Origin of the sequence: Lelliottia sp. F153 (assembly GCF_002870005.1) — a bacterium.
GTDB lineage: Bacteria > Pseudomonadota > Gammaproteobacteria > Enterobacterales > Enterobacteriaceae > Enterobacter > Enterobacter nimipressuralis.
In genome coordinates, this window is the sequence record NZ_PKFT01000010.1 from 98,673 (window position 1) to 113,333 (window position 14,661).

12 protein-coding genes are annotated in these 14,661 nt (G+C 57.0%); 10 read left to right on the top strand and 2 right to left on the bottom strand.

From position 1 onward, the window contains the following. Positions 1–10 precede the first annotated feature (10 nt). The 9 genes from flgD to flgL all read left to right on the top strand — a co-directional run bounded on the left by flgD (position 11) and on the right by flgL (position 9,029). Complete coding sequence (gene flgD / locus F153LOC_RS18925; protein ID WP_100780601.1) at positions 11–721, top strand: flagellar hook assembly protein FlgD; 711 nt, start codon at positions 11–13, stop codon at positions 719–721. Between the two features lie 26 nt (positions 722–747). Then, the gene (gene flgE, locus F153LOC_RS18930; RefSeq protein WP_100780600.1) at positions 748–1,956 is read left to right on the top strand and encodes a flagellar hook protein FlgE; all 1,209 of its coding nucleotides are present in this window, start codon (positions 748–750) and stop codon (positions 1,954–1,956) included. Between the two features lie 20 nt (positions 1,957–1,976). After that, positions 1,977–2,732: a flagellar basal body rod protein FlgF gene (locus F153LOC_RS18935; protein WP_100780599.1), complete on the top strand. Its 756-nt coding sequence runs from the start codon at positions 1,977–1,979 to the stop codon at positions 2,730–2,732. Between the two features lie 11 nt (positions 2,733–2,743). Continuing rightward, the gene (gene flgG, locus F153LOC_RS18940; protein ID WP_064325681.1) at positions 2,744–3,526 is read left to right on the top strand and encodes a flagellar basal-body rod protein FlgG; all 783 of its coding nucleotides are present in this window, start codon (positions 2,744–2,746) and stop codon (positions 3,524–3,526) included. 55 nt (positions 3,527–3,581) lie between these two features. Continuing rightward, positions 3,582–4,280 carry a flagellar basal body L-ring protein FlgH gene (gene flgH / locus F153LOC_RS18945; protein WP_100780598.1) on the top strand — a complete coding sequence of 233 codons (699 nt, stop codon included), beginning with the start codon at positions 3,582–3,584 and terminating at the stop codon, positions 4,278–4,280. A 12-nt stretch (positions 4,281–4,292) separates the two neighbouring features. Next, positions 4,293–5,390 (top strand): flagellar basal body P-ring protein FlgI, encoded by a 1,098-nt coding sequence (locus F153LOC_RS18950; RefSeq protein WP_100780597.1) that lies wholly within the window; start codon positions 4,293–4,295, stop codon positions 5,388–5,390. After that, positions 5,390–6,343: a flagellar assembly peptidoglycan hydrolase FlgJ gene (gene flgJ / locus F153LOC_RS18955; protein ID WP_102105545.1), complete on the top strand. Its 954-nt coding sequence runs from the start codon at positions 5,390–5,392 to the stop codon at positions 6,341–6,343. Before F153LOC_RS18950 ends, flgJ begins: the two co-directional genes overlap by 1 nt. Before the next feature lie 74 nt (positions 6,344–6,417). Then, positions 6,418–8,061, top strand: a complete 1,644-nt coding sequence (flgK, locus tag F153LOC_RS18960; protein ID WP_100780595.1) for a flagellar hook-associated protein FlgK — start codon at positions 6,418–6,420, stop codon at positions 8,059–8,061. Positions 8,062–8,075: 14 nt separating this feature from the next. Then, on the top strand, positions 8,076–9,029 hold the full coding sequence (gene flgL / locus F153LOC_RS18965; RefSeq protein ID WP_102105544.1) for a flagellar hook-associated protein FlgL: 954 nt from the start codon (positions 8,076–8,078) through the stop codon (positions 9,027–9,029). A gap of 80 nt (positions 9,030–9,109) precedes the next feature. Here the strand turns inward: flgL and F153LOC_RS18970 are convergent, their stop codons facing one another. After that, complete coding sequence (locus tag F153LOC_RS18970; RefSeq protein ID WP_102105543.1) at positions 9,110–10,324, bottom strand: MFS transporter; 1,215 nt, start codon at positions 10,322–10,324, stop codon at positions 9,110–9,112. A gap of 109 nt (positions 10,325–10,433) precedes the next feature. On the opposite strand from F153LOC_RS18970, the gene F153LOC_RS18975 reads away from it, so the two are divergent. Continuing rightward, a complete protein-coding gene (locus tag F153LOC_RS18975; RefSeq protein ID WP_102105542.1) occupies positions 10,434–11,366 on the top strand; it encodes a LysR family transcriptional regulator in 933 nt (310 codons plus the stop codon). A 53-nt stretch (positions 11,367–11,419) separates the two neighbouring features. Here F153LOC_RS18975 and rne read toward each other — a convergent pair whose 3' ends face one another. Continuing rightward, positions 11,420–14,587 (bottom strand): ribonuclease E, encoded by a 3,168-nt coding sequence (gene rne, locus F153LOC_RS18980; protein WP_102105541.1) that lies wholly within the window; start codon positions 14,585–14,587, stop codon positions 11,420–11,422. Positions 14,588–14,661 lie beyond the last annotated feature (74 nt).

Sequence of the window (14,661 nt, forward strand, 5' to 3'; positions counted from 1 at the left end):
GGAGACACGAATGTCCATCGCCGTCAATGTGAATGACCCGACCAACTCCGGCGTCGCCAGCACCAGTGGGGCCACTGGCTCCAGCTCGCTGACCGGTAACAGTGCTGCCGATCTACAGGGCAGCTTTTTGACGTTACTGGTTGCGCAGCTGAAAAACCAGGACCCGACGAACCCGATGCAGAACAATGAACTGACCACGCAGCTTGCGCAGATCAGTACCGTGAGCGGCATTGAAAAGCTCAATACCACGCTGGGTTCCGTTTCCGGTCAAATCGACAACAGCCAGTCTTTGCAGGCCGCCAATCTCATTGGCCACGGTGTGATGATCCCAGGGACCACTATCCTGGCAGGGACCAGCACCACCGACGGAAGCAGTACCACCACGACCACGCCATTTGGCGTTGAGCTGCAGCAACCGGCCGATAAAGTCACCGCCACCATCACCAACAAAGACGGTGTTGTGGTGCGCACGATCGACATTGGTGAGCTGAAAGCGGGCGTTCATACCTTTACCTGGGATGGCAGCCTGACAGATGGCACAACCGCACCGAACGGTTCTTACAAAGTGGCGATTTCTGCCAGCAACGGGACGACTCAGCTGGTGGCTCAGCCGCTGCAATTCGCTCTGGTGCAGGGGGTGATTCGCGGCTCTGATGGTAACAAACTGGATTTGGGTACTTCTGGGACCACCACGCTCGACGAAGTTCGGCAGATTATTTAAGCCTTAACACTTATCAGGAGTAAGTCATGGCCTTTTCTCAAGCGGTCAGCGGCCTGAATGCTGCGGCCACCAACCTGGACGTCATTGGCAACAACATTGCCAACTCCGCGACCTACGGTTTTAAATCTGGCACAGCATCTTTCGCAGATATGTTCGCAGGTTCCAAAGTGGGTCTGGGCGTTAAAGTTGCGGGTATTACCCAGGACTTTACCGATGGCACCACCACTAACACCGGCCGTGGGCTGGATGTGGCCATCAGCCAGAACGGTTTCTTCCGTATGGTCGATGAAAACGGTTCTGTTTTTTACAGCCGTAACGGTCAGTTCAAACTCGACGAAAACCGTAACCTGGTCAACATGCAGGGTCTGCAGCTGACGGGCTATCCGGTTGCGGGCACACCGCCAACGGTACAGACCGGTGCGAACCCGCAGGCGATCTCAATTCCGAACACGCTGATGGCGGCGAAGTCCACCACCACCGCGTCTCAGCAGATCAACCTGAACTCCACCGATGCGACGCCGACGGTGACACCGTTCGACCCGACAAACGTCGATTCTTATAACAAAAAAGGGACCGTGACGGTCTTTGACAGCCAGGGTAATGCGCACAACATGAACCTGTTCTACGTCAAAGACACCGCTGCGAACAGCTGGAAAGTCTATGCGCAGGATGGCAGCGTGGCGGGCAGCACCCCCTCTCTGGCCACCACGCTGACCTTTAATGCCAGCGGCGTGCTGACAGGCGGTGGCCAGGTCAACATCACCACCGCGACCATGCCGGGCGCAACCCCTGCAACCTTCGCGATGAGTTTCACCAACTCCATGCAGCAGAACACCGGTGCGAACAACATCGTGGCGACTAACCAGAACGGTTACAAGCCGGGCGACCTGGTGAGCTACCAGATCAACGATGACGGCACTGTGGTGGGTAACTACTCCAACGAACAGACCCAGGTTCTGGGCCAGATCGTGCTGGCGAACTTCGCCAACAACGAAGGTCTGAAATCTGAAGGCGATAACGTCTGGTCTTCCACTCAGTCCTCTGGTGTGGCGCTGCTCGGCACCGCCGGTTCCGGTAACTTCGGTACGCTGACCAACGGCGCGCTGGAAGCATCCAACGTCGATCTGAGTAAAGAACTGGTGAACATGATTGTCGCGCAGCGTAACTATCAGTCGAACGCGCAGACCATCAAAACTCAGGACCAGATCCTCAACACGCTGGTCAACCTGCGTTAATCGTCTAACGGGATGATGTAATGGATCACGCAATATATACCGCGATGGGCGCAGCCAGCCAGACGATGAATCAGCAGGCTGTGACCGCCAGTAACCTGGCGAACGCCTCAACACCGGGCTTTCGTGCGCAGCTGAATGCGCTGCGCGCCGTGCCGGTGGAAGGGCTGTCGCTGCCAACGCGTACGCTGGTTATCGCCTCAACGCCGGGTGCCGATATGACGCCTGGTCAGATGGATTACACTTCGCGTCCGCTGGACGTTGCACTCCAGCAGGACGGTTGGCTGGCGGTGCAAACGGCTGATGGCTCAGAAGGCTATACCCGCAACGGTAATATCCAGGTGGATGCCAACGGTCAGATGACCATTCAGGGGCATCCGGTGATTGGCGAAGCGGGTCCGATTACGGTGCCGGAAGGCTCGGAAATCACCATCGCGGCGGACGGGACCATTTCGGCCCTCAACCCCGGCGATCCGGCGAACACCATTGCCCCGGTCGGTCGACTGAAGCTGGTCAAAGCGGAAGGCAATGAAGTGACGCGCGGCGATGACGGGATGTTCCGTCTGAGCCAGGCAGCACAGGCAACGCGTGGCCCGACCTTGCAGGCTGACCCAAGCATTCGCGTGATGTCCGGCGTGCTGGAAGGCAGTAACGTCAAACCGGTTGCAGCCATGACCGATATGATCGCCAGCGCCCGACGTTTCGAAATGCAAATGAAGGTTATCACCAGCGTGGATGAAAACGCCGGCCGTGCTAACCAACTGCTGTCTATGAGTTAACAGGATTTCTTATGATCAGCTCTTTATGGATCGCGAAAACGGGTCTCGACGCGCAGCAAACCAATATGGATGTCATCGCCAACAACCTGGCGAACGTCAGCACCAATGGTTTTAAGCGTCAGCGTGCCGTGTTCGAAGATTTGCTTTATCAAACCATTCGTCAGCCGGGCGCGCAGTCGTCCGAGCAGACCACGCTGCCATCAGGGCTGCAGATTGGTACGGGTGTGCGTCCGGTTGCGACCGAACGTCTGCACAGCCAGGGCAACCTGTCCCAGACCAACAACAGCAAAGACGTGGCAATCAAAGGCCAGGGTTTCTTCCAGGTGCAGCTGCCTGACGGAACCTCAGCCTATACCCGCGATGGCTCGTTCCAGGTGGATCAGAATGGTCAGCTGGTGACCGCCGGTGGTTTCCAGGTTCAGCCTGCGATCACCATTCCGGCTAACGCCCTGAGCATTACCATCGGACGTGACGGTGTGGTCAGCGTGACCCAGCAAGGGCAGGCCGCGCCTGTTCAGGTTGGACAGCTGAACCTGACGACGTTCATGAACGATACCGGTCTGGAAAGCATTGGTGAGAACCTCTACACCGAAACCCAGTCCTCCGGTGCGCCGAATGAAAGTACGCCGGGCCTGAACGGTTCCGGGCTGCTGTATCAGGGCTATGTCGAAACCTCTAACGTCAACGTGGCGGAAGAGCTGGTGAACATGATCCAGGTTCAGCGCGCGTATGAAATTAACAGTAAAGCAGTGTCGACGACCGACCAGATGCTGCAAAAACTGACGCAACTCTAAGGTGTAGTCCGGTGCGGTAAACCGCACCGGCTCCCTGTTTTCGAAGATGAAGGCAATGCAAAAAAACGCGGCGTTTCGTTATCCAATACTGACTGTCCTGGCCGTTACCCTCAGCGGTTGCGCCTTGATCCCGTCAAAACCTTTGGTAGAGGGTGCGACTACCGCCCAACCCGTTCCCGGCCCAACGCCGGTGGTGAACGGCTCCATTTTCCAGTCCGCACAGCCGATTAACTACGGTTATCAACCGCTGTTCGAAGACCGTCGCCCGCGTAACGTCGGCGATACCCTGACCATTGCGCTGCAGGAGAACGTCAGCGCGAGCAAAAGCTCCTCGGCGAATGCCAGCCGCGACGGCAAAACCAACTTTGGTTTCGATACCGTTCCACGCTATCTGCAGGGCCTGTTTGGCAATGCGCGTGCCGATGTGGAAGCCTCTGGCGGTAACAGCTTTAACGGCAAAGGCGGCGCCAATGCCAGTAACACCTTCAGCGGTACGCTGACGGTGACCGTTGACCAGGTTCTGGTGAATGGCAATTTACACGTAGTGGGTGAAAAACAGATCGCCATCAATCAGGGCACTGAATTCATTCGCTTCTCCGGTGTGGTTAACCCTCGCACCATCAGTGGCACCAACACCGTACCGTCCACCCAGGTGGCGGATGCGCGCATTGAGTACGTCGGTAACGGCTACATCAACGAAGCGCAGAATATGGGCTGGCTGCAACGCTTCTTCCTTAATTTATCGCCGATGTAAGCGAGGTGACCTATGTTTAAATCCCTCTTCGCAATGGTGTTGGTCCTGGTGGCGACATGCGCCCAGGCTGACCGCATTCGCGATCTCACCAGTGTACAGGGCGTACGTGAAAACTCATTGATAGGCTATGGCCTGGTGGTTGGCCTGGACGGAACGGGCGACCAGACCACCCAGACGCCGTTTACCACTCAGAGTTTGAACAACATGCTGTCCCAGCTTGGGATCACCGTCCCGACGGGCACCAACATGCAGCTGAAAAACGTGGCGGCGGTAATGATCACCGCATCCTACCCGGCCTTTGCGCGCCAGGGGCAAACCATCGATGTGGTGGTTTCGTCAATGGGTAACGCCAAAAGTCTGCGCGGCGGGACGCTGCTGATGACCCCGTTAAAAGGGGTGGACAGCCAGGTCTACGCGCTGGCACAGGGTAACATTCTGGTCGGCGGTGCGGGTGCATCGGCGGGCGGCAGCAGCGTGCAGGTGAACCAGCTGAACGGCGGGCGTATCACCAACGGGGCGATCATCGAGCGTGAACTGCCAACGCAGTTTGGCGCCGGGAACACCATCAACCTGCAGCTGAATAATGAAGACTTCACTATGGCGCAGCAGATTGCCGATACCATCAACCGCAGCCGTGGTTTTGGTAGCGCGACGGCGCTCGACGCACGTACCGTGCAGATCCGCACCTCGACGGGCAGCAGCAACCAGGTGCGCATGCTGGCGGATATCCAGAATATGGAAGTCAACGTTCCGCTGCAGGATGCCAAAGTGATCATCAACTCCCGTACCGGGTCCGTGGTGATGAACCGCGAAGTGACGCTGGACAGCTGCGCCGTGGCGCAGGGCAACCTCTCCATCAGCGTCAACCGCTCGGCTAACGTTAGCCAGCCGGATACGCCGTTTGGTGGCGGTCAGACGGTGGTGACGCCACAGACGCAGATTGATATGCGCCAGAGCGGCGGCTCGCTGCAAAGCGTGCGCTCCAGTGCCAACCTGAACAACGTGGTTCGTGCGCTGAACGCGCTGGGGGCGACGCCGATGGATCTGATGTCGATTCTGCAATCCATGCAAAGTGCAGGATGCCTGCGCGCCAAACTGGAAATCATCTAATGCTCGGCGATAGCAAACTGATGGCAAGTGCGGCCTGGGATGCCCAGTCGCTCAACGATCTGAAAGCCAAAGCAGGCACCGATCCGGCGGCGAACCTCCGCCCGGTTGCCCGCCAGGTGGAAGGGATGTTTGTGCAGATGATGCTGAAAAGCATGCGAGAAGCGCTGCCGAAAGATGGCATGTTCAGCAGCGACTCGACGCGACTCTACACCAGCATGTATGACCAACAGATTGCCCAGCAGATGACCGCCGGTAAGGGGCTTGGCCTCGCCGATATGATCGTGAAACAGATGCAGGCGGCGCAGGGTGTTCAGCCCGATGAGCAAACCCAGCAGGTGCCGATGAAGTTTGATCTTGAAACGGTGACCAGTTATCAGAACCAGGCGCTGACGCAGATGGTGCGTAAAGCCATGCCGAAACCGACCGCTAGCAGCGATGAGCCGCTGACGGGCGACAGTAAAGACTTCCTCGCTCAGCTTTCGCTCCCGGCGCGTCTGGCCAGTGAGCAGAGTGGGGTTCCTCACCACCTGATTCTGGCGCAGGCCGCGCTGGAATCCGGCTGGGGGCAGCGTCAGATCCGCCGTGAAAACGGCGAGCCGAGCTTTAATATTTTTGGCGTCAAAGCGTCGTCAGGCTGGAAAGGGCCGACCACGGAGATCACCACCACCGAATTTGAAAACGGTGCGGCGGTGAAGGTCAAAGCAAAATTCCGCGTTTACAGCTCCTATCTTGAAGCCTTGTCAGATTATGTCGGGTTGTTGAGCCGCAATCCGCGCTACGCTGCGGTCACGCAGGCCGCGACGGCGGAGCAGGGCGCGCAGGCGTTGCAGAACGCAGGCTACGCCACCGACCCGCAGTATGCCCGCAAACTGACCGGTATGATTCAACAGCTTAAAGCGATGGGTGAGAAAGTCAGCAAGGCTTACAGCACCGATATCGAAAATCTGTTCTAAGGACTCAAGTTTGCGCGCGCGATGTCGATAATCCTAATCAGGACTCGTGTCTGAAAGTTTAAAAAGGAACCTCAATGTCCAGTTTGATTAACAGCGCTATGAGTGGCCTCAGTGCGGCACAGTCGGCACTGAACACCGTCAGCAACAATATTTCCAGTTACAACGTGGCCGGGTATACCCGTCAGACCACGGTGCTGGGTGCAGCGAACAGTACATTGACCGGCGGTGGTTGGGTTGGCAATGGTGTTTATGTTTCGGGCGTACAGCGCGAATATGATGCGTTCATCACCAACCAGCTGCGTGCAGCACAGACTCAGAGCAGCGGCCTGACCACGCGTTATCAGCAGATGTCGAAAATCGACGATGTGCTGTCTGATACCACTAACTCCCTGTCCACCACGCTGCAGGGCTTCTTTACCAGCCTGCAAACACTGGTGAGTAACGCAGAAGATCCGGCGGCGCGCCAGACTGTTCTCGGCAAAGCGGATGGCCTGGTCAATCAGTTCAAAACGACCGACCAGTACCTGCGCGATCAGGATAAGCAGGTAAACACTGCGGTTGCGACCAGCGTGGATCAGATTAACTCCTATGCCAAACAGATTGCGAATCTGAACGATCAGATTTCACGTCTGACCGGCGTGGGCGCAGGGGCTTCCCCAAACAATCTGCTCGATCAGCGCGATCAGCTGGTGAGCGAACTGAATCAGATCGTGGGTGTGGAAGTCGCGGTACAGGACGGCGGCACCTACAACGTCTCATTCGGTAATGGTTACACCCTGGTTCAGGGCAGCACGGCTAACCAGTTAGCGGCGGTGCCGTCGAGCGCCGATCCTGCGCGCACCACCGTGGCGTATGTGGATTCCCTCGCCGGTAATATCGAAATTCCCGAGAAGGTGCTGAACACCGGCTCATTGGGCGGTCTGTTAACGTTCCGCGCAGAAGACCTGGATAAAGCGCGAAATACGCTGAACCAGCTGGCGCTCTCGTTTGCTGACGCCATGAACCAGCAGCACGAGAAAGGCTTTGATGCCAATGGTGATGCGGGCGGCAAATTGTTCGATATCGGCTCTCCAGCGGTGACCGGCAATAGCAAAAACAGCGTGCCAGGTGCGGCCGTCACGGCCTCTATCGCGGACAGCTCTAAAGTTCAGGCGACAGATTATAAGCTTGAATTTAACGGCACTGACTGGACCGTCACCCGTAGTGCTGACAAAACCTCATTTACGGCTACGCCAGATGCCAGCGGCAACATGACGTTTGACGGTGTTACCGTGAATGTCAGCGGTAGCGCAGCCACGAAAGACAGTTTTACGGTGAAACCGGTTGTTGACGCAATCGTGAACATGGATCTGCTGATCAGCGATGAATCCAAACTGGCGATGGCGGGTTCGGCGACGGGTGGTGAGAGTGATAACCTCAACGGGAAAGCGCTGCTGAATCTGCAAAGCAGCAAAGTGGTCGGTGGCAACAAGACCTTTAACGATGCTTATGCCTCGCTGGTCAGTACCGTCGGCAGCACCACGTCTTCACTGAAAACCAGCGCTGCGACCAAAACAAATGTGGTGACACAGCTGAGCAATCAGCAGCAGTCTATCTCCGGGGTTAACCTCGACGAAGAATATGGCAACTTGCAGCGTTTCCAGCAGTATTACCTCGCGAATGCGCAGGTTCTGCAGACTGCCAGTACGCTCTTTGATGCGTTAATTAATATTCGCTAAGGCCGAGGTGAACGATGCGTATTAGCACCCAAATGATGTACCAGCAAAATATGCGTGGGATCACTGAGTCCCAAAGCAAATGGCTGGGGTATGGCGAGCAGATGTCCACCGGCAAACGCGTGAACCGTCCGTCGGACGATCCGATTGCCGCGTCGCAGGCCGTTGTACTGTCTCAGGCCCAGTCGCAGAATAGCCAGTTCGCTCTCGCGCGTACGTTTGCGACGCAGCGCGTGTCGCTGGAAGAGAGCGTGTTAAGCCAGGTGACGACGGCAATTCAGTCTGCGCAGGATAAAATCGTGTATGCGAACAACGGCTCCCTGAGTGATATCGACCGGGCGTCTGTGGCAACCGATCTGCAGGGTATTCGCGATCAGCTGGTCAACCTGGCCAATAGCACCGATGGCAATGGTCGTTATATTTTTGCGGGCTTTAAGACCGACACCGCGCCGTTTGATCAGACAGATGGCAGCTATAACGGTGGCAGTACGGCGATCACTCAGCAGGTGGACTCTGCACGCGATATGCAGATTAGCCATACTGGCTCGGAAGTGTTTGAAAAGTTTACCAGCAATGCCAAGCCAGAGCCTGACGGCAGTGCCCAGGAAACTAACCTGTTTAAGATTCTGGATAACGCCATCGCTGCGCTGAACACACCGGTAAGCGGCGACCAGGCTAAGACAGATGCACTTGTGGCAAATATCGATAAAGCCAACCGTGGACTGAGTAATTCCCTGGATAACGTGCTGACCGTGCGTGCCGATCTGGGCACCAAGCTGAACGAACTCGATAAGCTGGATGCACTGGGTGATGACCGCGCGCTGGGGCAGACTCAGCAGATGAGTGATCTGGTGGACGTGGACTGGAACGCCGCGATTTCGTCTTACACCATGCAGCAAGCAGCACTTCAGGCCTCTTATAAAGCGTTCAGTGATATGCAGGGGATGTCTCTGTTCCAGCTGAACAAGTAACATTTTGACCTTTTAGAACATGTCTTGAAACTGGATATGTTTTGTCTGCCCAACCCGGCGTGCCGGATTGGGCTTTTTTTTTAGCGATTTTGTGCCTGCACGCTGACCAGCCGCGCGCTTTCTATTAAGCGGATCAGCACCGCCGCCGCACCACACACCGTTGCCAGCATCACTACGCCTTGCCAGCCCGCGAGGGCGTACACTTTGCTGCCCAGCGCCGAGCCGAGCGCCATCCCAATAAATACCACCGTAAACAGCAGCGCATTGAGCCGCCCACGCGCCTGGGGTTCGAGGCTATAGACCAGGTTCTGATGGGCGACCAGGCTGGACTGTAGCCCAAGGTCAAAACCGATCGCGGAAATCGCGATCAGAACGAGTTGCCCGTGGGTGCCCAAAGCGGGCATTAACAACATCAGCGCAAACGAAATAGTCACCAGCGCGGCACCCAGTTGGGTCACTCTTCCTGCACCGAGTTTATCTGCCAGGCCTCCGGCTAGCGGGGCGGCCAGCGCACCTGCGGCACCGGCAATCCCAAATCCACCAGCCACCGCGCTACCGAGGTGGTAGCGTTCCAGCAGCATCACCGCCAGCGTTGACCAGAACGCGCTAAAGGCAATAGAGAGAAAGCCCTGGGCCAGCGCCGCACGTCGCAGGGCCGGGTAGCGACGCCACAGGTGCTCCATCGAGCGCATCAGGGCCGGATAGCTGAGCGTAGAGTGAACCGCAAAACGCGGTAACACAGCCCACATCACCATGCCGATCAAGGCGATGCTGACGGCGGCAAGTTGATACATCACCCGCCAGCCGAACGCTTCACCCACCACACCGCTGACAGTACGCGACAGCAGAATACCCAGCAGCAGGCCGGTCATTACCGTCCCGACGGTTTTTCCCTGTTTGCCTTCCGGAGCAAGAATAGCCGCCGCCGGGACGATGTCCTGCGCCATGGTCGCCGCCATACCAATAAGCAGGCTGGCCAGCAGTAACGAGTGAAGCTGCCCGGTCAGGCTACAGCCCAGCAGAAAGAGTGCCAGTGCTGCGCTTTTAACAAGAATTAAGGTTCGGCGATCGTGACGGTCGCCGAGCGGCAGCAGGAAAAGGATGCCAAGGGCGTAGCCTGTCTGCGTCAGGGTCGGCACCAGTCCCATCCCTTCGATACTGAGGTGTAAATCGGTGCCCATTAACGGCAACAGCGGCTGAGCATAATAGATGGATGCAACGCTAAACCCGGCGCCAATGGCAAGGATAAAAATAACCCAGCGGCTGGTAGCCTGGGTAAGGGGGGCAGTGTTCATTTGATGTACCTCATTCATGGAGTGAGGCTATTTTTGTGCATTCAGGCTTGAAGCGGTAGCCAGCGGGGTGGTAAAACGGTTATACGTTAAACGTATGATCAGAATAATCATGAAGCGAACAGAGCGTATAGACAGAGTGGAACTAATGCGCACCTTTGCGCGTATCGTGGAATCGGGATCGCTCTCTGCCGCAGCACGGCAGCTGGGGACCACGCAGGCGACCGTTAGCCGACGCCTGCAGTCGCTGGAAACCCTCCTCGGCGTGCGTTTGCTGTTACGCACCACCCACGCCACCAAGCTCACCGATGACGGCGAGCGCTGCTATCAGCATGCCAGAAAAGTGATCGACAGCTGGCTCGCGCTGGAGGATGAGGTGGGGCAATCGGAAGATGAACCTGTCGGCACCTTGCGTGTGCGGGCGCCCCATGCGTTCGGGCAGGAACAACTTCTGGCACCATTGAGCCAGTTTTTAATGCGCTATCCGCAGCTTTCTGTCGACTGGATGCTATATGACAGATCGGCGGATTTTCTGAGTGATAACATCGACTGCGCGATCCGCGTAGGGGCGGAGATCGACCCTAATACGGTATCGGTGCTGCTGGCCGAAGTCCCGCGCTGTGTGGTCGCGGCGCCCGAGCTACTGTCCCGTCATGCCATGCCTGAGGTCCCCGACGATCTCACGGCGCTTCCCTGGATTGCACTCAATACCTTTTATCATCAGCATATTGATCTGTTTGACGGAGCTTCGCCGCAGCCTGCGCGTGTGGCAATTTCGCCGCGTCTGAGCACTGACAGCCTGTATGTAACGCGCACCATGGCGTTGAATGGATTAGGCGTGGCGGTGGTCTCGAGCTGGACCGTGGAACAGGACATCCGCGAGGGAAGGCTGGTGCCTCTTTTGCCGGGCTGGCAACCCGCTGCGCTGCCGGTGCACCTGGTTTATCCGTGGTCGCGCTATTACCCGGCACGATTGAGGCGTTTTCTGGAAATGATGCGTGAGGTGATGCCACAAATCGTCGGAATGCGAAAACCCCTCCCGTAAAAAAGCCAAAAAAAAGCCGACCACGAAGGTCGGCTTTTCATCAGAACGGCGCGTTATTCAACCGGATTCGGGCGAGTCGCCGGAGCCGTTGCCTGGTGAGTGGCGCTATGACCACCTGCAGAACCACGACCGTCGAAATCGAACGCAGGGCGTACCCAGTCGCTATGACGTGGTGCTTCTGGCACGTATTCCGGTGCCGGCGCGCGAGTCATCGGTGCGGTTGCATGATGATGCTCAGCAACGACAGCGACAACAGGCTCTGGTTTCACAACCGGGGCGGGTGCCGGTGCTTGTGGAGTCGGGGTAACATCGACAGGTTGCTCAGCAACCGCTTCAGTCACTACCTCTTCTTCAACCACCTCGGCTGCCGGTTCTGCGTCTTCTGCAACCTGTTCAGCCACCACAACATCTTCTTGTGCGATGAACTGAGGCTGCTCGTCGACAGGCGCGGCAATCACTTCCGGATGAGTTGTCTCGATCTTAGCGGTTTCAACAACCTGCTGAGGTTCCGCGACTGGCTCGGCTTCAAAAACTGGCTGAGATTCGGCCACGATCTGCGGTGCTTCTTCAACGACCACGGCGGCGGCTTCGGTAGCGGCTACAGGTGCAACGACTGGCTCAACGGTTTCTGCAGCGACGTTTTGCTCTTCAACCTGCTGCTCCTGAGGACGGGCAACCGGGTAGCGGATCCAGACTTTGCCGGACGCCATTTCTGGTGACGCGCAGGCGACAGTCAGAGGCATCGGAGACTGAGTCGGGTAGCGCTCGTCACGGTAACGACGACGACGCTGACCGCTCACGCGCAGGTGACGCGGAGAGCGACGGGAACGACGCGGCATACCGTTGTTATCACGCGCTTCGCCATTGTCATCATGCTCAGCGACCGTATCGACAACCGCAGGCAGGTCCAGTTTCGCCAGCTGCGTGTTCTGAGCGGTTTCAACAACCGGTTCAGCGGCGGCAACGGTAGCGACTTCGGCCTGTTCAGATGCAAAGCGAACTTTCTGCGACAGTTGACGCTGCTTACGGCGCGGCATCACCTGAACGCGTTCTTCCTGATCGGCATCCTGTTCAACAGGTGCTTCGGTGTTGACAACTTTCGCTTCCTGCTGCGCCTGACGTTTATCGTCATTGCGACGGCGGTTGCGTTCGCGTCGTGGCTGCTGCTCGTCACGCTGTCTGGTTTTTTCAGACTCATCGCCCGCCTGCTGGCGAATTTCGCGATCTTCCACATTCTGCTGCTGTGGCTTCTCGCGACGGTTGCGACGATTATCTTCGCGCGCTTCACGACCTTCGTTGTTGTCGGAACGGTTATCGCGTTCACCACGGTTGTCACGGTCGCCACGATTATCGCGGTTGTCACGACGGTCACGATCGTTACGATCGCGGCGGTTGTTCTGACGCTTACGACGATCCTGTGGACGCTCTTGTTTCTCTTCTTTCGGCGCAACTTTTGGCTGCTCCGGCTGAGGCTCTTCACCGGCGAACATTTTCTTCAGTGCGCTGAAGAAGCGGCCCAGCAGACCTGGTTCAGCAGGTTTATCACTGGTTTCAGCAGGTTTCTGCGCAGCGGCTTTCGCCGGTGCTTTTTCCTGAACAGGAGCCGGTGGGGCTTCTGGCATGATGAAGGTGGCCAGCGCCGGTTGTTCTGGCAGCTTGCGCTCGGCCGGTTCTGCATCAGACGGCATCGCCATCTCTTCTTCATGCAGTTTTGGCAGCAGGTAGCTCAGGGTGCTGGTCTCTTCGCCTTTGCGCACGCGCAGGACGGAGTAGTGCGGGGTCTGCATCTGATCGTTTGGTACGATGATGCAGCGCACGCCGCCCTGACGGGTTTCAACGGCACTCACCGCTTCACGTTTTTCGTTCAGCAGGTAGGAGGCAATTGGCACCGGAACAATCGCGTGAACCTCTTTGGTGTTCTCTTTCAGTGCTTCTTCTTCGATGAGGCGCAGAATAGAGAGGGAGAGAGATTCGTTGTCGCGCACGGTACCCGTACCGCTACAGCGCGGACAGACGTGGTGGCTTGATTCACCCAGCGACGGGCTCAGGCGCTGACGTGACATCTCCAGCAGGCCAAAGCGAGAAATATGGCTGATCTGAATACGTGCACGATCCTGACGCACCGCTTCACGCAGACGGTTCTCAACGGCGCGCTGATGGCGAACCGGAGTCATGTCGATAAAGTCGATAACGATCAGGCCGCCCAGGTCACGCAGACGAAGCTGACGGGCAATTTCATCTGCAGCTTCAAGGTTGGTGTTGAAGGCGGTCTCTTCGATATCGCCGCCGCGGGTTGCGCGTGCGGAGTTGATGTCGATGGCGGTCAGCGCTTCGGTGGAGTCGATAACGATAGAACCGCCGGACGGCAGACGCACTTCACGCTGGAAGGCGGACTCAATCTGGGATTCAATCTGATAGTGGCTGAACAGCGGAATTTCACCGGTGTACAGTTTAATTTTGCTGGTGAAATCTGGACGACCCAGTGCTGCGATGTGCTGGCGAGCCAGCTCAAGCACTTTCGGGTTATCAATCAGAATTTCGCCGATGTCCTGACGCAGATAATCGCGGAAAGCACGGACGATAACGTTACTTTCCTGGTGAATCAGGAACGGAGCCGGGCGGCTTTCTGCGGCTTTCTGGATAGCTTCCCAGTGCTTCAGACGGAAGCCTAAGTCCCACTGCAGCGCTTCGGCAGATTTGCCTACGCCTGCGGTACGAACGATAAGGCCCATGCCATCAGGCAGTTCGAGACTTGCCAGCGCTTCTTTCAGCTCGGTACGGTCGTCGCCTTCGATGCGGCGAGAGATACCGCCCGCACGCGGGTTGTTCGGCATCAGAACCAGATAGCTGCCTGCCAGGCTGATAAAGGTGGTCAGCGCAGCGCCTTTGTTGCCGCGCTCTTCTTTATCAATCTGAACGATAACTTCCTGGCCTTCGCGCAGCACATCTTTGATGTTCGGACGACCGTGGGAGTTGTAATTGGCAGGGAAGTATTCGCGGGCAATTTCTTTAAGAGGAAGGAAACCGTGACGCTCAGCGCCGTAATCGACGAATGCGGCCTCAAGGCTTGGTTCAATGCGGGTGATTTTGCCTTTGTAAATGTTCGCTTTTTTCTGTTCGTGTCCAGGACTTTCGATATCCAGATCGTACAGACGCTGCCCATCCACGAGGGCGACACGCAACTCTTCTTGCTGAGTTGCGTTGATTAACATTCTTTTCATCGTAACTTACTCATTATTCTTACATTGACGACTAAGCTGCGGGCAAGGTGACGCTTTCCGGGGTTTGAACCGAT

Bases quoted from the DNA above. Each gene is read 5' to 3' on its own strand.
- flgD (WP_100780601.1), top strand. From the start codon at position 11: ATGTCCATCGCCGTCAATGTGAATGACCCGACCAACTCCGGCGTCGCC.
- F153LOC_RS18935 (WP_100780599.1), top strand. From the start codon at position 1,977: ATGGATCACGCAATATATACCGCGATGGGCGCAGCCAGCCAGACGATG.
- flgG (WP_064325681.1), top strand. From the start codon at position 2,744: ATGATCAGCTCTTTATGGATCGCGAAAACGGGTCTCGACGCGCAGCAA.
- flgK (WP_100780595.1), top strand. From the start codon at position 6,418: ATGTCCAGTTTGATTAACAGCGCTATGAGTGGCCTCAGTGCGGCACAG.
- flgL (WP_102105544.1), top strand. From the start codon at position 8,076: ATGCGTATTAGCACCCAAATGATGTACCAGCAAAATATGCGTGGGATC.
- rne (WP_102105541.1), bottom strand. From the start codon at position 14,587: ATGAAAAGAATGTTAATCAACGCAACTCAGCAAGAAGAGTTGCGTGTC.
- F153LOC_RS18950 (WP_100780597.1), top strand. From the start codon at position 4,293: ATGTTTAAATCCCTCTTCGCAATGGTGTTGGTCCTGGTGGCGACATGC.
- F153LOC_RS18975 (WP_102105542.1), top strand. From the start codon at position 10,434: ATGAAGCGAACAGAGCGTATAGACAGAGTGGAACTAATGCGCACCTTT.
- flgJ (WP_102105545.1), top strand. From the start codon at position 5,390: ATGCTCGGCGATAGCAAACTGATGGCAAGTGCGGCCTGGGATGCCCAG.
- flgH (WP_100780598.1), top strand. From the start codon at position 3,582: ATGCAAAAAAACGCGGCGTTTCGTTATCCAATACTGACTGTCCTGGCC.
- flgE (WP_100780600.1), top strand. From the start codon at position 748: ATGGCCTTTTCTCAAGCGGTCAGCGGCCTGAATGCTGCGGCCACCAAC.
- F153LOC_RS18970 (WP_102105543.1), bottom strand. From the start codon at position 10,324: ATGAACACTGCCCCCCTTACCCAGGCTACCAGCCGCTGGGTTATTTTT.